The following is a 17,454-nucleotide window of genomic DNA, read 5'->3' as shown; positions in this document are numbered from 1 at the left end:
AGAGTACGGCACACCCGGGCGGCCCCACAGGGACGGTGCGGCCCCCGGGCCTCAGTACCGGCGCTCCTGCTTCTGCTTGCACTCCACGCACAGGGTGGCCCGGGGGAAGGCCTGCATCCGCGCCTTGCCGATCGGGTTCCCGCAGTTCTCGCAGAGCCCGTAGGTGCCCGCGTCGAGCCGGTCGAGGGCCCGCCGGGTCTGCTCCAGCATCTCGCGCGCGTTGGCGGCCAGCGCCATCTCGTGCTCGCGCGTGATGTTCTTCGTCCCGGTGTCGGCCTCGTCGTCCCCGGCCCCGTCGCCCGAGTCCCGCATGAGACCGGCGAGCGCGGTCTCCGCCGCCTCGATCTCGCTGCCGAGCCGCAGCGCCTCGCTCTGCAGTTCGGCCCGCGCCTCGCCGACCTCGTCCGGCGTCCAGGGGTCCTCGCCGGGCCGGACGGCCAGCTCCCCCGGTTCCACGGCGGCCTCCCGCGCCTTGGGAACCGCGCCGGGCTGCTGCGCCGCCGTGGCCGTGCCCTGAGTCTTCTTCGCAACCACCGTCGTGGCTCCCGTCGTCTTCGCGGCCTCGGCCGCGCCCTCGGTCGCGGAGGCGACCGACTTCTTCACCGCACCCTTGCGCCCTGCGGGCCGCTCACCGGCACCACGCTCCGTGGTGTCGGCCTTCTTGGCCACCCGGCTCGCCTTCTTGGTCGTACGTTTCCCCGCGGGGGCCTTCTCGGCACCCGCGGCCGCACTCTCGCTCTTCCCTGTAGACGCGGCATCGGTGCCCGCCGCCTCCTTGGCCGTGCCCGCGCTCGCGGTCTTCTTCTCGGCCGCCCGTTTCGCGGCCGGTGCGGCCGTGCTCTTCTTCTTCGCCACCATGGCCGCGGCCCCTTCACGAATTGTGATCTTGCACGCGAATCGTGCTGGGACGATAAATCGACTTCCGGCCCGCGGCAACGGGGCGCGCGGCCCGTCCCGGTCCCGCCTGTGGCCCCCGCACGGCGCGCGGGCGCGGGCCGCGGGCCGCTCCCTGCCTGCTGGGCCCGGCGATCCGCCCGTCCGGCGACCGGCGCGCGGGCGGCCTGGACCGGTCACCTTCCGCATCGGCATTCGGGTCAGCGCGTACGGCCCGGGGGCCGTGCCCCGCACCCCGCCGATATCCGGTCGGCCCCCGCGCCCCGGCGCCGTACACTGGGCGCAGCGAGAAGCGTGGATGGGGCCGAGTAGCGGCGTACGCAGCCAAGAGCGATCCGGGGTCGGTGGAAGCCCGGGGGCGAGCGCGACGTGAAGATCACCCCGGAGCCGCCGGAAGAACGCCGCAGTGCGCGCGCAGCGGTCAGTAGACCCGGCATCGCGACCCCAATGAGGGGGCTCACCGGAGCACACCACGCCCCGGGGGCCAAGGAGGGTGGTACCGCGGGAGCGCGCCGCACACGGCGCAGCAGCTCTCGTCCCTCCGACGGAAGAGCACGTCCGCCGGAGGAAGACTGATGACGCAGTACCGCCAGGTGCCCGCCCAGGTCGATCTGCCCGCCCTCGAGCACGCGGTGCTCGACTTCTGGCGCGAGCAGAAGATCTTCGCCAAGACCCTGGAGCAGTCCGAGGGGCGCCCCGAGTGGGTGTTCTACGAGGGCCCGCCGACCGCCAACGGGATGCCGGGCGCCCACCACATCGAGGCCCGCGTCTTCAAGGACGTCTTCCCGCGTTTCCGCACCATGCGCGGTTACCACGTGGCCCGTAAGGCGGGCTGGGACTGCCACGGCCTGCCGGTGGAGCTGGCGGTCGAGAAGGAGCTCGGCTTCAGCGGCAAGAAGGACATCGAGGCGTACGGCATCGCCGCGTTCAACGACAAGTGCCGCGAGTCCGTGACCCGGCACACCGACGCCTTCGCCGACCTGACGACCCGCATGGGCTACTGGGTCGACCTCGACGACGCGTACGTCACGATGGACCCGCAGTACATCGAGTCGGTGTGGTGGTCGCTGAAGGAGATCTTCGCCAAGGGCCTGCTCGTCCAGGACCACCGTGTCGCCCCGTGGTGCCCGCGCTGCGGCACCGGCCTCTCGGACCACGAGCTGGCGCAGGGCTACGAGACCGTCGTCGACCCCTCGGTCTACGTCCGTTTCCCCCTCACCTCCGGCCCGCTCGCCGGCCAGGCCTCCCTGCTCGCGTGGACCACCACCCCCTGGACCCTGCTGTCGAACACGGCGGTGGCCGCGGGCCCCGACATCACCTATGTCGTCGCCACCGACGGCCAGGAGAAGCTCGTCGTCGCCGAGCAGCTCGTCGAGAAGGCGCTCGGCGAGGGCTGGGAGCCCACCGGCGAGGCCTTCACCGGCGCCGAGATGGAGCGCTGGACGTACCAGCGCCCGTTCGACCTCGTCGAGTTCCCGGCCGAGGCCCACTACGTGGTCAACGCCGACTACGTGACGACCGAGGACGGTACGGGGCTGGTGCACACCTCCCCCGCCTTCGGTGAGGACGACCTGAGGATCTGCCGTGCGTACGGCCTGCCGGTGGTGAACCCGGTCCGCCCCGACGGCACCTTCGAGGAGGACATCCCGCTCGTCGGCGGCGTCTTCTTCAAGAAGGCCGACGAGGTGCTGACCGAGGACCTCGGCAACCGCGGCCTGCTCTTCAAGCACCTCCCGTACGAGCACAGTTATCCGCACTGCTGGCGCTGCCACACGGCGTTGCTCTACTACGCGCAGCCGTCCTGGTACATCCGCACCACGGCCGTCAAGGACCGTCTCCTTGAGGAGAACGAGAAGACCAACTGGTTCCCGGACACCGTCAAGAACGGCCGCTTCGGCGACTGGCTGCACAACAACATCGACTGGGCCCTGTCCCGCAACCGCTACTGGGGCACCCCCCTGCCGATCTGGCGCTGCGAGGACGACCACCTCACCTGCGTCGGCTCCCGCGCGGAACTGACCGAACTGACCGGCACCGACCAGTCCCGGCTCGAACCCCACCGCCCCTACATCGACGCTGTCACCTTCCCCTGCACCCACGACGGCTGCACACACACCGCCACCCGCGTCCCCGAGGTCATCGACGCCTGGTACGACTCGGGTTCGATGCCCTTCGCGCAGTGGGGCTACCCCTACAAGAACAAGGAACTCTTCGAGTCCCGCTACCCCGCCCAGTTCATCTCCGAAGCCATCGACCAGACCCGCGGCTGGTTCTACACCCTGATGGCCATCGGCACCCTCGTCTTCGACAAGTCCTCCTACGAGAACGTGGTCTGCCTGGGCCACATCCTCGCCGAGGACGGCCGCAAAATGTCCAAACACCTCGGCAACACCCTCGACCCCGTCCCGCTGATGGACCGCCACGGCGCCGACGCCGTCCGCTGGTTCATGGCCGCCGGCGGCTCCCCCTGGGCAGCCCGCCGCGTCGGCCACGGCACCATCCAGGAAGTCGTCCGCAAAACCCTCCTCACCTACTGGAACACGGTCGCCTTCCAGGCCCTGTACGCCCGCACCGCGGGCTGGGCGCCCAGCGCGGCGGACCCGGCCCCGGCCGAGCGCACGGTCCTGGACCGCTGGCTGCTGTCCGAGCTGCACCAGCTCACCGACGAGGTCACCACGGCCCTGGAGGCGTACGACACCCAGCGCGCCGGCAAGCTGCTCTCGGCCTTCGTCGACGACCTGTCGAACTGGTACGTGCGCCGCTCGCGCCGCCGTTTCTGGCAGGGCGACGAGGCCGCGCTGCGCACCCTGCACGACGTGGTGGTGACCGTCACCCAGCTGATGGCGCCGCTCACGCCGTTCATCGCGGAGCGGGTCTGGCAGGACCTGGTCGTCCCGGTCACCCCCGGGGCCCCGGAGTCGGTGCACCTGTCCACGTGGCCCGAGGCCGACCGCTCGGCGGTCGAACCGTCCCTGTCCACGCAGATGGACCTGGTCCGCCGCCTGGTGGAACTGGGCCGCGCCACGCGCGCGGAGTCCGGCGTCAAGACCCGGCAGCCGCTCTCGCGCGCGCTGATCGCGGCCACCGGCTTCGAGGCGCTCTCCCCCGAGCTGCGCGCGCAGATCACCGAGGAGCTGAACGTCTCCTCGCTCGCCACGCTCGCGGAGGTCGGCGGCTCGCTGGTCGACACGACGGCGAAGGCGAACTTCCGGGCGTTGGGCAAGCGGTTCGGCAAGCGCGTCCAGGACGTGGCGAAGGCGGTCGCAGCGGCGGACGCGGCGGCACTCTCCCTCGCCCTGCGCGAGGGCACCGCGTCGGTCGAGCTGGACGGCGAGAGCGTCCCGCTCGCCCCCGACGAAGTCATCATCACGGAGACTCCGCGCGAGGGCTGGTCGGTGGCGTCCGACTCCGGCGCCACCGTCGCGCTCGACCTGGAGCTGACGGACGAGCTGCGCCGGGCCGGCCTGGCCCGTGACGCGATCCGCCTGATCCAGGAAGCCCGCAAGAACAGCGGCCTGGACGTCGCGGACCGCATCGCCCTGCGCTGGACGTCGACGGACCCGGCGGTGATCTCGGCCCTGTCCGAGCACTCCGGTCTGATCGCGGACGAGGTCCTGGCGACGGACTTCGCCCAGGGCGAGGCGGAGGACACGTACGGCGAGCCGTTCACGGACGAGGGCCTGTCGCTGACGTTCCGCCTCCGCAAGGCGTAGCACAGCCGCGGGCAGCAGCTGCAACCCCATGGCTGAGGGGGAGGCCCCGCCGGAGACATCCGGCGGGGCCTCCCCCTTTTCCCGAATCCTTTGGCGCTCCCGGTGACGCAAAAAGGCCGCGGCCCGGATCGCTGTACACGATCCGGGCCGCGGCCTGAATGAACGCCGGCGCCTGCTACAGGCGCGGAGCGCCTTAGTTGTCGTCCTCGTCGATGAGGAACCCGCGCATCGGCGAGGGCGCCTGCTGCATCGGCTGCGGCGCCTGCGGCCGCACCGGTGCCATCGGCTGCGTCATGGCCGGCGACATCTGCTGCTGGCCGCCGCCGTACGACGGTCCACTCTGCTGATTGCCACCCATGCCCTGGTTCCCGCCGTAGGACGGGGCACCCGCGCCGGCCGGAGCCATCGAGGGCGCCGGGGACGGCGGCAGCGAAGCGGTCGCCGGGGTCCGCGGCGGGGCCAGCGAGTCGTCGGCCTGGGTCTCCAGCTGGCGCAGCTGCGACTCCAGGTAGGACTTCAGCCGCGTGCGGTACTCGCGCTCGAAGCCGCGCAGGTCCTCGACCTTACGCTCCAGCGTGGCGCGGGCGGACTCCAGGGAGCCCATCGCGACGCGGTGCTTCTCCTGCGCGTCCCGCTCCAGCGCGTCGGCCTTCGCCCGGGCGTCCCGCTCCAGACCCTCGGCGCGGCTGCGGGCCTCACCGACGATCTTGTTGGCCTCGGAGCGGGCCTCGGCGATCGCCTGGTCGGCGGTCTGCTGGGCCAGCGAGAGGACCCGCGCGGCGCTGTCGCCACCGGGGCCGCCCTGGCCGGGCTGCTGCATCTGCGGAGGACCGCCGTGGCCGCCCATGGGGCCGCCCATCGGTCCGCCCAGCTGCGGCTGGCCGCCCATCTGGCCCTGCATCGGACCCTGACCCATCGGGCCCTGGCCCATCGGACCGGGACCCTGCGGGCCGGGTCCCTGCGGACCGTGGCCACCGGGACCGGCCGGAAGCTGCGGAGCGCCGCTCGGCAGCTGCGGCGGGCCGCCCATGGGGCCGCCCATCTGCTGCTGCGGCGGGCCCGATATCCCGGCGGGCACCGGGGCGCCGGGACCGCGCATACCCTGCGGGGGTCCCTGCTGGTCCTGGGGTCCGCCCTGGCCCTCGGGGCCACCGGGACCGCCGGGGCCCTTGCGCATACCGCCCTGCTGCTGGTTCTGCGCGGCGGCGCGGGTGGCTGCGGCCAGCTTGGCGCGCAGGTCCTCGTTCTCGCGGAGCAGGCGGGTCAGTTCGGCTTCGACCTCATCGAGGAAGGCATCGACCTCGTCCTCGTCATAGCCTTCTCGGAGGCGGACGGTCGTGAACTGCTTGTTCCGCACGTCCTCGGGGGTCAACGGCATCTCTTCACCTCAACGTAGTCGTCGGCATTCGGCAAGACCGTATCGTTCACACAGACACCGACCTGACGACGGTGATCAGGATGTAGACGATGATCATCAGTACGAAGAAGGACAGGTCGAGCGCCACGCCCCCGAGACGCAGCGGCGGGATGACCCGCCGCAGAAGCTTGAGCGGTGGATCAGTGACAGTGTAGGTGGCCTCCAGAACGACCACCATCGCCTTGCCGGGTTGCCACGAGCGGGCGAACTGGAAGACGTAGTCCATGACCAGCCGGAAGATCAGCACGATGAGGAAACACATCAGCGCGATGTAGACCACATCCAAAACCACGCTCATGTCGGTGGTTCCCTCTCCCCTGTTTCTCGTGCCTCACTGGCGGTGAGCCAGCCGTCGAACCGATGCTGCGTCTCAGCTCTGGTTGAAGAACCCACCCTCTGCGATACGGGCCTTGTCCTCCGCCGTGACATCGACGTTAGCAGGAGACAACAGGAACACCTTCTGGGTCACCCGCTCAATGCTGCCGTGCAGACCGAAGACGAGACCGGCGGCAAAGTCGACAAGTCGCTTCGCGTCGGTGTCGTCCATCTCCGTCAGATTCATGATCACCGGAGTGCCCTCACGGAAGTGTTCCCCGATGGTACGGGCCTCGTTGTAGGTCCGGGGGTGCAGCGTGGTGATGCGGTAGGGCTCCCGCTCGGACACGACCTTGGGCATGATCACCGGTGCGTTCTTCTCCAGGCTCTGACGTTCAGGTGTGATGGATGCCACGGGGGCGATTCGCGCCGGACGTCCGGAATCAGCAGGGACCGACGCGGGCTGGCGCACCGGCTCGCGCGGGGCGGGCGGCTGTACTACTCGTACCGATTCGTCCGCTTCTGCGGCGCGGGAGTTGTGTGACTGATGCGACGGTTCGTGCCGGTCGTGCCGTCGAGGGGCACGCTCGGGCTCAGGGTCGAGCTCGGGTTCGAAGTCGTCGTCGGGGTCGAACCCCCGGCCGTCGTACCCATCGTCCTCCACGAGGCCGAGGTAGACCGCCATCTTGCGCATCGCGCCGGCCATGCTCTGAGTCCTCCGCTCTGTGGTGGATCGGCTGACGTCAACCAAAGTGCCCGCGATCCACGTGATCTCCCCGCTCATCAGCGAGAATGACCATATTTTCTGCTGTGGTCCGACTTCTTGGCGACGTTACCCGAGCCTGGGTCGGACTCCGAGTACCGCCGTACCGACGCGCACATGTGTCGCTCCGGCCGCCACGGCCTGCTCGAGATCCGAACTCATCCCTGCCGACACCATGTTCGCAGCCGGATGAGCCGCGCGCAGGACAGTCGACAAATCCATGAGCCGCTCGAACGCCGCCTGTTGCCGCCCGGCGTAGGCCCCGGTGAGCGGGGCGACGGTCATCAGTCCGCCGAGCCGCAGGCCCGGCGTCGCGGCCACCCGCGCGGCCAACTCCTCGACCCCGCCGACGCCCACGCCCCCGCGCTCGCCCCGGCCGTCCTCCTGCGCGTCGAGCGCGACCTGGATCAGGCAGCCGACCTCGCGCCCCGCCCGCTCGGCCTCCTTGCCGAGCGCCGTGACGAGCTTCACCCGGTCCACGGACTGCACCAGATCGGCATAACCCACCACGGAACGCACCTTGTTGGTCTGCAACTGCCCGACGAAGTGCCAGGTGAGCGGCAGGTCCGCGCACTCCTGCGCCTTGGGGGCGGCGTCCTGGTCGCGGTTCTCCGCGACGTGCCGCACCCCGAGTCCGGAGAGAATCCGCACATCGGAGGCGGGGTAGGTCTTGGTGACCACGATCAGGGTCACGTCGTCGCGCCGGCGGCCGGCCGCCGCACAGGCCTTGGCGATACGTTCCTCCACCGCGGCCAGGTTCGCGGTGATTTCTTCCGTGCGTCCCTGAAGGTCCGTCATGTCGTATCAATCCAGCCAGACATAGCCCGCGAGCCGGCCCGTGGTCCGGTCACGACGGTAGGAGAAGTGGTCGTGCGACTCGCGCGTGCAGACCGGCGACCGCTGCCGGTCGCGCACCCCGAGCCGCTCCAGCTGGGCGTGGACGCCGGCGCTCACGTCGACGGCGGGGGTGCCCCAGCTGGTCTCGGCGTACGCCGCCGGTTCCACCGCGGCGACCTCCGCCCGCATCCGCTCCGGCACCTCGTAGCACCGGCCGCAGACCGCGGGGCCGGTGCGGGCCACCATCCGGGCCGGATCCGCGCCGAGCCCCACCATCGCCTCGACCACCGCGGGGACGACTCCGGCGACCATGCCGGGCCGTCCCGCATGGGCGGCGGCCACGACACCGGCGACCGGGTCGGCCAGCAGGACCGGGGTGCAGTCCGCGGTGAGCACGGCGAGCGGCAGCAGGCGCCGGGTGGTGACCAGGGCGTCGACGGCCGGGATGTCGGCGTCCGTGGCCCAGGGCCCGTCCACCACCGCCACGTCGGGGCCGTGCACCTGGTTCATCCACACGGTCCGGGACGCCTGGAGGCCGAGCGCCTCGGCCGCCAGCTCCCGGTTGCGCAGCACGGCGGCGCGGTCGTCGCCCACCGCGCCGCCGAGATTGAGCTCCTCGTACGGAGCGGCGCTCACCCCGCCCCACCGGTCGGTGAAGGCGAAGTGCGCGCCACTCGTCGTACGTACGGTCTCCCGCTGACCTATCACTGCCGTGCGGTTCCCCTCGTGCCCGGGAACGTCACTTCAGGAAGTCCGGGACGTCCAGCTCCTCGGCCTGGCTGTCCGGGTAGGACGGCCGCGGGACGTGGGGCTGGGTGACCGGGGCGGCGGGCGCCTCGCTCACCGGGGCGGGCGCCTCGGTGGGCTCGGCCGGCTTCTGCTCCTCGCGCTGCGTGACGCTGCCGAGGCCGCCGAAGGCCGGACGGGCCGGTTCCGGGGCCGGCGCCGGACGGGAGGCCGGTACCGGGTCCTCGCGCTTGGCCGACGACGAGCCCATCACGGTGTCCCGCTTGGCCGGTGGCTGTCCGCCGTCGAACCCGGCGGCGATGACCGTGACCCGCACCTCGTCGCCGAGGGCGTCGTCGATCACGGCGCCGAAGATGATGTTCGCCTCGGGGTGCGCCGCCTCGCTGACCAGCTGGGCCGCTTCGTTGATCTCGAAGAGGCCGAGGTCGCTGCCGCCGGAGATGGAGAGCAGCACCCCGCGGGCGCCGTCGATGGACGCCTCCAGGAGCGGCGAGGAGATCGCCATCTCGGCGGCGGCCACCGCGCGGTCGTCGCCGCGGGCCGAGCCGATGCCCATGAGCGCCGAACCGGCCTCGGACATGACCGACTTGACGTCGGCGAAGTCGAGGTTGATCAGGCCGGGCGTGGTGATGAGGTCGGTGATGCCCTGGACACCGGAGAGCAGGACCTGGTCCGCCGACTTGAAGGCGTCGAGGACGGAGACCTGGCGGTCCGAGATGGACAGGAGCCGGTCGTTCGGGATGACGATGAGGGTGTCGACCTCTTCGCGGAGCTCGGCGATGCCGTCCTCCGCCTGGTTGGCCCGGCGACGCCCCTCGAAGGTGAAGGGGCGCGTGACCACGCCGATCGTCAGGGCGCCGAGCGAGCGGGCGATGTTGGCGACGACGGGTGCGCCGCCGGTGCCGGTGCCGCCGCCCTCACCGGCGGTGACGAAGACCATGTCGGCCCCCTTGAGGACCTCCTCGATCTCCTCGCGGTGGTCCTCGGCCGCCTTGCGGCCGACTGCCGGATTGGCTCCGGCGCCGAGTCCGCGGGTGAGTTCACGGCCGACGTCGAGCTTGACGTCCGCGTCGCTCATCAACAGAGCTTGCGCGTCGGTGTTGATGGCGATGAACTCGACGCCCTTGAGACCGACCTCGATCATCCGGTTGATGGCATTGACACCACCGCCGCCGACACCGATGACTTTGATGACTGCGAGGTAGTTCTGCGGTGCTGCCACGTCGAAGGCCTCTCGCCTCGAGTTACGTGTCGCCGCCTCGCGTTCTGCCGAGGAGACGACTGATGTCGAATGGGGACGGTCCGGACTACTAGTCGACTGCCGACCCGAACCCTAACGGTGAAGTTTAGGGTTACCAGTGTGTCTGTTCCCTGGACTCTTCCGAACCTGACACTAAGTCGACAAGTGGCGCACGTTCAACGAACACGCCGAACCTCCCGTTTTTCTTTTCACCCTATGTGATCAGCCGTAGCGCTGCCCAACCAGGGTGCTGGCCTGCACTGATGTGCGTCAACTCCCCGATGAGGCAGGGGCGGTGGGCACACTCACGTCATAGTGCCGGGCCTTGGGAGCGGCTTTCATGAGGAGGGTGAGCACATGCGCCTTGCGTTCCCCTTCCTCGGCGCTTCCCCAGACCACCTCGCGCCCGCCGGTGAGTTCCAGCGCGATGTCGTCGTACGAACGGGCCTTGACGGTACGGGTGTCCCGGGCGACCGCGCCGGGCAGGCGGTCCGCGACCCGGACGGCCTCCCGGACCAGCCGGTCGGGTCCGAAGCGTCGCAGACTCGCGGCCGCGCCGCCGCTGTTCGGCGTCAGTTCCAGCCGGGGAACGCCCTTGGGCGCCTTGTCGACTGTCGCGAAACGCACGCCCTCGTGGTCCACCTCGACGAACTTGCCCGCGTTCGCCGCGCTTTCGACGACGAGGACAGGTTGACGCTCCGTCACTTTCAGCCCGATCTCGTGCGGCCAGGAACGCTCCACGTCCACCGCGTCGATGCGCGGCAGCTTCCGGCGGATCCGCTCCGCGAGGGCGTCGGTGTCCACGGTCACCAGCGGGGCGCCGACCGGTGCCGCGGCGGCGGCGCGCACCTGCGCGGGTGTGATGACACCGGTGCCGGAGACGGTGACGCGCTCCACGCGCAGCCACTGCGAGCCGTACAGGAGCCAGCCGCCGCCCGCGCCGGCCAGGACGAGCAGGACCCCGGCCGGCAGCAGGACCCGCAGGCCGGGCAGGCGCAGCCTGCGGGGCGGCGGGGGCGGGCCGGATGCGGACGCCTCGGCGTCGTCCCGTTCGCCGCGGTCCGCGGTGGTCGCTCCGGCCACGCTGCCCTGCCTCACCTGTCGTACGCCCCTAGCGGCGTGAGTTGATCGCCTCGTACACCATTCCGACGAGCAGGTCGTCGGCGTCCCGGCGGCCGAACTCCGAGGCGGCCCGGGACATCTCGTACAGCCGGTGCGGGTCGGCCAGCACCGGCAGGACGTTGCCCTGGACCCACTCGGGGGTCAGTTCGGCGTCGTCGACCAGCAGGCCGCCGCCCGCCTTGACCACCGGCTGGGCGTTGAGCCGCTGTTCGCCGTTGCCGATGGGCAGCGGGACGTAGGCGGCCGGGAGCCCGACGGCGGAGAGCTCGGCGACGGTCATCGCGCCCGCGCGGCAGAGCATCATGTCGGCCGCGGCGTACGCGAGGTCCATCCGGTCCACGTACGGTACCGGGATATAGGGGGGCATTCCCGGCATCTGCTGCACCTGCGGCAGTTCGTTCTTCGGGCCGACCACGTGCAGGATCTGGATGCCGGACTGCTGGAGCAGCGGCGCGACGCGCTGTACCACCTCGTTCAGGTGGCGGGCGCCCTGCGAGCCGCCGGAGACCAGCAGCGTCGGCAGGTTCGGGTCGAGGCCGAACGTGGCGCGCGCCTCGGGGCGGACCGCCGCCCGGTCCAGCATGGCGATGGTGCGGCGCAGCGGGATGCCGATGTAGCGGGAGTCACGCAGCTTGCTGTCCGGGGTGGAGACGGCGACGCCCGCCGCGTACCGGGAGCCGATCTTGTTGGCGAGGCCCGGCCGGGCGTTGGCCTCGTGCACGACGATCGGGACGCCCGCGCGCTTGGCGGCGAGGTAGCCGGGCAGCGCGACATAGCCGCCGAAGCCGACGACGCAGTCCGCCTTCGTGCGCTCCAGGATCTGCTCGGCCGCCTTGATGGTGCCGCGCAGCCGCCCGGGAACCGTGATCAGCTCCGGGGTGGGTTTGCGGGGCAGCGGCACGGCGGGGATCAGGGCCAGGTCGTAGCCGCGCTCCGGTACGAGACGGGTCTCCAGGCCGCGCTCCGTGCCGAGCGCCGTGATCCCCACGGTCGGGTCCTGCCTGCGCAGGGCGTCCGCGAGGGCGAGCGCCGGCTCGATGTGGCCGGCGGTCCCCCCACCGGCGAGTACGACATGCACCGAAATTCACCGCTCTCCGGACGTACGCGCCGAGGCGCGCCGTCGCATCGTGTTCCATCTCATCCGAGGCTGCCGCATGGCCAGGGCCGCCCGCGCCGCGGGCTCGTCCCGCGCGAACGCGATCAGCAGGCCTACGGCGAACATGGTCGGCAGCAGCGCGGACCCCCCGTACGAGAAGAGCGGGAGCGGGACCCCGGCGATCGGCAACAGGCCGAGCACCGCACCGATGTTGACCACGGCCTGCGCCGTGATCCAGGTGGTCACGCCTCCCGCGGCATATCTCACGAAGGGGTCCTCCGTGCGTCCGGCCACGCGGATACCCGCATAGCCTAGAGCCGCGAACAGGGCGAGCACCGACAGCGTCCCGGACAGGCCCAGTTCCTCACCGGTGATGGCGAAGATGAAGTCGGTGTGCGCTTCGGGAAGTTGGCCCCATTTCTCCACGCTGGCGCCGAGGCCGGAGCCGAAGAATCCGCCGGACGCCAGGGCGTAGATCCCGTGCAGTCCCTGCCAGCACATGTCGTCGGGGCCCGCGTCGGCGCGGCCCAGGCAGGCGAGCCGGGCCATCCGGTTCGGGCTGGTCTTGATGAGCATGATGCCGATCGCGCCGGCCACGGACAGGACGCCGACGAAGAGCCGGGTGGGGGCGCCGGCCAGCCACAACAGGCCGAAGAGGATGGCCGTGAGCAGGATCGCCGTGCCCATGTCGCCGCCGAGCATGATCAGGCCGAGCAGCAGGAAGGCCATCGGGACCAGCGGCACCAGCATGTGCTTCCACTGGTTGAGCAGGCGCTTGTCGTGCTTGCGCGCCAGCAGGTCGGCGCCCCACAGGATGAGCGCCAGCTTCCCGAACTCGCTGGGCTGGAGCATGAACGGGCCGCCGAGCGAGATCCAGTTCTGGTTGCCGTTGATCGACACTCCTATCCCCGGCACCTGCACCAAAACCATCAGGAAGACGCTGACGGCGAGGATCGGGTAGGCGAGGGCCCGGTGGAGCTTGACCGGCATCCGCATGGCGAGCACCAGCAGGAGCGAGCCGAGGACGGCCGCGACGAACTGCTTGCGGAAGAAGTAGGAGCTGGACAGGCCCATCTGGAGGGCCGTGATCATGGACGCCGAGTAGACCATCACCAGGCCGAGCCCGGTGATGAGCAGCGCGGAGCCGAGGATCAGGTAGTACGCGGTGAGCGGCCGGTCCCAGGCACGCCGTGCCTGCGTGTACAGGCGGCGGGCGGGGTTGGCGCGCGCCCGGTAGACCCGGCTGGTCCTGCGCGGCGGCGCCGGGGGGCGCTTGGTGGTGCGTGCGCTGCTACCGGCCATGGCCGCTCCCCCACGGTGCGCCGTACTGCTTGCTCGGCGTGCAGGCTTGTCGGTGGTCCGCTGCCACGTTCCCCTCCCAAGGGGTGCCCGGCGTCACCGGGCGCCCGAAGGTACCGTCAGACGCCGGCGGCGCCGAGTTCGCGCACCGCTTGTGCGAACGCCTCGCCGCGCTTGTTGTAGTTGGTGAACATGTCCATGGACGCGCAGGCCGGGGCCATCAGCACGGTGTCCCCCGGACGGGCGAGCCGTGCCGCCTCCTGGACCGCCGCGGACATCGCCCCAGTGTCGGTCCGGTCGAGGTCGACGACCGGGACTTCCGGCGCGTGTCGCTCCAGGGCTTCGCGGATCAGGGCCCGGTCGGCGCCGATCAGGACGACGCCCCGCAGCCGCTTCGCGGCGTCCGCGACCAGCTCGTCGAAGGTCGCGCCCTTGGCGAGGCCGCCGGCGATCCACACGATCGACTCGTACGCGGCCAACGAGGCCTGCGCGGCGTGGGTGTTGGTCGCCTTGGAGTCGTCCACGTAGGCGACCTCGGCGACGTCGGCGACGTGGGCGATGCGGTGGGCGTCGGGGGTGAAGGCGCGCAGTCCGTCGCGGACGGCGCCCGGCTCGACGCCGAAGGCGCGGGCGAGGGCGGCGGCCGCGAGGGCGTTGGCGATGTTGTGGGGGGCCGCCGGGGTGACGTCGGTGACCTCGGCCAGTTCCTGGGCGCTGGTGCGCCGGTCCTCGACGAAGGCCCGGTCGACCAGGATGCCCTCGACGACGCCGAGTTCGGAGGGGCCGGGGGTGCCGAGGGTGAAGCCGATCGCCCGGCAGCCCTCCTCGACGTCGGCGGCGCGGACCAGGCGCTCGGTGGCCGGGTCGGCGAGGTTGTAGACGCAGGCGACCTGGTTGCCCTCGTAGATGCGGCCTTTGTCGGCGGCGTAGGCCTCCATGGAGCCGTGCCAGTCCAGGTGGTCGGGCGCGAGGTTGAGGACGGCGCCGGAGTGGGCGCGCAGCGAGGGCGCCCAGTGCAGCTGGTACGAGGAGAGCTCGACGGCGAACACGTCGTAGGCGGCGTCCCCTTCGAGGACGACGTCGACGATCGGTGTGCCGATGTTGCCGACGGCCGCCGTGCGCAGGCCGGCCGCGGTCAGGATCGACGCGAGCATCTGCGTGGTGGTGGTCTTGCCGTTGGTGCCGGTGACGGCGAGCCAGGGCGCCGCGTCGGGGCCGCGCAGCCGCCAGGCGAGCTCGACGTCGCCGATGACGTCGACGCCCGCGTCGGCGGCCGCCGCGAAGAGCGGCGAGGAGGGCTTCCAGCCGGGCGAGGTGACGACCAGTTCGGTGCCCTCGGGCAGCGTGGTGGCGTCCCCCAGGCGGACGGAGATGCCCTCTTCCTCAAGGAGAGCCGCCTTGTCGCGCTGGGCGGGGCCGTCGCCGCCGTCCACGACGGTGACGGACGCGCCGAGGCCGGCCAGGGCGCGGGCGGCGCTGAGGCCGCTCACGCCGAGACCGGCGACGGTGATGGCAGTCCCCTGCCAGGAGCCCTGACCAGATGTCACTTCTTGGCTGCCCATCCTGCGTAGAAGAGGCCGAGTCCGACGATCACGCACATGCCCTGGATGATCCAGAAGCGGACCACCACAAGGACTTCGGACCACCCCTTGAGTTCGAAATGGTGCTGGAGCGGCGCCATGCGGAAGACGCGCTTTCCGGTCATCTTGAACGAGCCGACCTGGATGACCACGGACATCGTGATCATCACGAAGAGGCCGCCGAGCAGGGCGAGCAGCAGTTCGGTGCGCGAGCAGATCGCGAGGCCGGCGAGGGCGCCGCCGAGCGCCAGCGAGCCGGTGTCGCCCATGAAGATCTTGGCGGGCGAGGTGTTCCACCACAGGAAGCCGAAGCAGGCGCCCATCAGGGCCGACGCGACCACGGCCAGGTCCAGTGGGTCTCTGACCTCGAAACACGCCGCTGGGTTGGTGAGGGTCTGCGCGTTGGCGCAGGACTCCTGGAACTGCCAGACGCCGATGAAGGTGTAGGCGCCGAAGACCATCACGGAGGCGCCGGTGGCGAGGCCGTCGAGGCCGTCGGTGAGGTTCACGCCGTTCGACATCGCGAGGATCATGAACAGCGCCCAGACGACGAAGAGCACCGGGCCGATCGTCCAGCCGAAGTCCTCCACGAAGGAGAGCCGGGTGGAGGCCGGGGTCTGCCCCCGGGCGTCGGCGAACTGCAGGGAGAGCACCGCGAAGGCGATGCCGACCGTGAGCTGCCCGGCCATCTTCGCCTTGGCCCGCAGACCGAGCGAGCGCCGCTTGACGATCTTGATGTAGTCGTCGAGGAAGCCGACCAGGCCCATGCCGGCCATCAGGCCGAGCACGAGCAGGCCCGACAGGGTCGGGGTCGCGCCGGTGATCAGCTTCGACAGGAAGTACGCGATGAGGGTCGCCAGGATGAAGGCGATACCACCCATGGTCGGCGTACCGCGCTTGGCATGGTGCTCGCGCGGGCCGTCGTCGCGGATGTACTGGCCGTAGCCCTTGCGCGCGAGGAGCTTGATGAGCAGCGGCGTACCGATCAGGGTCAGGAAGAGCCCGATCACGCCCGCGAAGAGGATCTGCTTCATCATCGGGCATCGACCTCGCCCTCGAGCAGCGCCTGTGCCACGCTCTCCAGGCCCACCGACCTGGAGGCCTTCACGAGCACGACGTCACCCGGGCGCAGCTCGCTGCGCAACAGGTCGATCGCCGCCTGTGCGTCGGACACGTGCACCGACTCCTCACCCCACGAACCCTCGTTATAGGCGCCCAGTCGCAACCAGGACGCTTCCCTGCCCCCGACTGCCACGAGCTTGCTGACGTTGAGCCGGACGGCGAGCCGTCCGACCGCGTCGTGCTCGGTCAGCGCCTCGTCGCCGAGCTCGGCCATCTGCCCGAGCACCGCCCACGTCCGCCGCCCCCGGCCCATGGCCACCAGCGCGCGCAGGGCCGCTCGCATGGACTCGGGGTTCGCGTTGTAGGCGTCGTTGACGATCGTGACGCCGTCCGAACGCTCGGTGACCTCCATCCGCCAGCGGGACAGGGAGCCCGCCTCGGAGAGCGCCAGCGCGATCTCCTGTACGGACATGCCAAGGTCATGGGCGACGGCGGCCGCGGCGAGCGCGTTCGACACGTGGTGCTCACCGTACAGGCGCAAGGTCACTTCGCTGCACCCGGTGGGTGTGTGAAGGCTGAAGGCAGGCTGTCCGTTCTCCGTGAGCCGGACATTCTCGGCACGTACGTCGGCTTCCGCGGCCTCCCCGAAGAGCAGCACCTTCGCCTTCGTACGGGACGCCATGGCCCGTACGAGCGGATCGTCCGCGTTGAGGATCGCGGTGCCGTCGGCGGGCAGCGACTCGACCAGCTCGCCCTTCGCTTGTGCGATCTGCTGCTTGCCGCCGAACTCGCCGATGTGCGCGGAGCCCACGTTCAGGACGACGCCGACCCGGGGCGGGGTCAGGCTCGTCAGGTACTGGATGTGGCCGATGCCGCGGGCACCCATCTCCAGGACGAGGAACCGCGTCTCGTCGGTGGCGGACAGGGCGGTCAGCGGCAGGCCGATCTCGTTGTTGAACGAGCCGGGCGTGAAGATCGTGGGGGCCTTGCGGCGCAGCACCTGGGCGATCAGGTCCTTGGTGCTGGTCTTGCCGGCCGAACCGGTCAGCGCGACGAGGGTGGCGCCGAGCCGCTCGACGACGTGCCGGGCGAGGGCGCCGAGCGCCGCCTGCACGTCGTCGACGACCACGGCGGGCACGCCGACGGGGCGGGACGCCAGGACGGCGGCCGCGCCCTTGTCCACGACCTCGCGCGCGTAGTCGTGGCCGTCCACGCGCTCGCCGGCGAACGCGGCGAACAGGCTGCCGGCCTCGACCTTGCGCGAGTCGATCACGACCGGCCCGGTGACCTGGACCTGCGGTTCCGGTATGTCGTACGTCTGCCCGCCGGTGACTGAGGCGATCTCGGCGAGGGAGAGGGCGATCACAAC

At 71.0% G+C, this 17,454-nt stretch carries 14 protein-coding genes; 1 reads left to right on the top strand and 13 read right to left on the bottom strand.

Annotated features, from left to right (window positions below; all coding sequences use genetic code 11):
* Positions 1-51 precede the first annotated feature (51 nt).
* Positions 52-1,089, bottom strand: coding sequence for a TraR/DksA C4-type zinc finger protein (locus tag ACIBW6_RS24530; RefSeq protein ID WP_399063034.1), 1,038 nt, complete (start codon positions 1,087-1,089; stop codon positions 52-54).
* 380 nt (positions 1,090-1,469) lie between these two features.
* Between ACIBW6_RS24530 and ileS the strand changes: the two genes are divergently transcribed.
* On the top strand, positions 1,470-4,607 hold the full coding sequence (ileS, locus tag ACIBW6_RS24525; protein WP_399063032.1) for an isoleucine--tRNA ligase: 3,138 nt from the start codon (positions 1,470-1,472) through the stop codon (positions 4,605-4,607).
* A 193-nt stretch (positions 4,608-4,800) separates the two neighbouring features.
* Here ileS and ACIBW6_RS24520 read toward each other — a convergent pair whose 3' ends face one another.
* The 12 genes from ACIBW6_RS24520 to murF all read right to left on the bottom strand — a co-directional run bounded on the left by ACIBW6_RS24520 (position 4,801) and on the right by murF (position 17,451).
* Positions 4,801-5,985, bottom strand: coding sequence for a DivIVA domain-containing protein (locus tag ACIBW6_RS24520; RefSeq protein ID WP_399063030.1), 1,185 nt, complete (start codon positions 5,983-5,985; stop codon positions 4,801-4,803).
* 46 nt (positions 5,986-6,031) lie between these two features.
* A complete protein-coding gene (locus ACIBW6_RS24515; protein ID WP_399063028.1) occupies positions 6,032-6,322 on the bottom strand; it encodes a YggT family protein in 291 nt (96 codons plus the stop codon).
* Between the two features lie 72 nt (positions 6,323-6,394).
* On the bottom strand, positions 6,395-7,045 hold the full coding sequence (locus ACIBW6_RS24510) for a cell division protein SepF (RefSeq protein ID WP_356491173.1): 651 nt from the start codon (positions 7,043-7,045) through the stop codon (positions 6,395-6,397).
* Between the two features lie 126 nt (positions 7,046-7,171).
* Complete coding sequence (locus ACIBW6_RS24505; RefSeq protein ID WP_399063025.1) at positions 7,172-7,900, bottom strand: YggS family pyridoxal phosphate-dependent enzyme; 729 nt, start codon at positions 7,898-7,900, stop codon at positions 7,172-7,174.
* 6 nt (positions 7,901-7,906) lie between these two features.
* Positions 7,907-8,647: a peptidoglycan editing factor PgeF gene (gene pgeF / locus ACIBW6_RS24500; protein ID WP_399063023.1), complete on the bottom strand. Its 741-nt coding sequence runs from the start codon at positions 8,645-8,647 to the stop codon at positions 7,907-7,909.
* A 31-nt stretch (positions 8,648-8,678) separates the two neighbouring features.
* Complete coding sequence (ftsZ, locus tag ACIBW6_RS24495; protein ID WP_399063021.1) at positions 8,679-9,908, bottom strand: cell division protein FtsZ; 1,230 nt, start codon at positions 9,906-9,908, stop codon at positions 8,679-8,681.
* Positions 9,909-10,196: 288 nt separating this feature from the next.
* Complete coding sequence (locus ACIBW6_RS24490) at positions 10,197-11,009, bottom strand: cell division protein FtsQ/DivIB (RefSeq protein WP_399063018.1); 813 nt, start codon at positions 11,007-11,009, stop codon at positions 10,197-10,199.
* Positions 11,010-11,037: 28 nt separating this feature from the next.
* Entirely contained in the window at positions 11,038-12,126 is a 1,089-nt protein-coding gene (gene murG / locus ACIBW6_RS24485; protein ID WP_399063015.1) for an undecaprenyldiphospho-muramoylpentapeptide beta-N-acetylglucosaminyltransferase, read from the bottom strand.
* Positions 12,127-12,132: 6 nt separating this feature from the next.
* On the bottom strand, positions 12,133-13,446 hold the full coding sequence (ftsW, locus tag ACIBW6_RS24480) for a putative lipid II flippase FtsW (RefSeq protein WP_399063013.1): 1,314 nt from the start codon (positions 13,444-13,446) through the stop codon (positions 12,133-12,135).
* 116 nt (positions 13,447-13,562) lie between these two features.
* Positions 13,563-15,005, bottom strand: a complete 1,443-nt coding sequence (gene murD / locus ACIBW6_RS24475) for a UDP-N-acetylmuramoyl-L-alanine--D-glutamate ligase (RefSeq protein WP_399063011.1) — start codon at positions 15,003-15,005, stop codon at positions 13,563-13,565.
* The gene (gene mraY / locus ACIBW6_RS24470; protein ID WP_399063009.1) at positions 14,987-16,060 is read right to left on the bottom strand and encodes a phospho-N-acetylmuramoyl-pentapeptide-transferase; all 1,074 of its coding nucleotides are present in this window, start codon (positions 16,058-16,060) and stop codon (positions 14,987-14,989) included. The genes murD and mraY overlap by 19 nt, the downstream gene beginning before the upstream one ends.
* Positions 16,057-17,451 (bottom strand): UDP-N-acetylmuramoyl-tripeptide--D-alanyl-D-alanine ligase, encoded by a 1,395-nt coding sequence (gene murF / locus ACIBW6_RS24465; protein WP_399063006.1) that lies wholly within the window; start codon positions 17,449-17,451, stop codon positions 16,057-16,059. The genes mraY and murF overlap by 4 nt, the downstream gene beginning before the upstream one ends.
* Between the last annotated feature and the right edge of the window lie 3 nt (positions 17,452-17,454).

The organism is Streptomyces sp. NPDC049813 (assembly GCF_044465085.1).
Taxonomy (GTDB): domain Bacteria; phylum Actinomycetota; class Actinomycetes; order Streptomycetales; family Streptomycetaceae; genus Streptomyces.
Note: the sequence above shows the minus strand (reverse complement) of the source record. Positions and strands in the feature narration are given on the sequence as shown.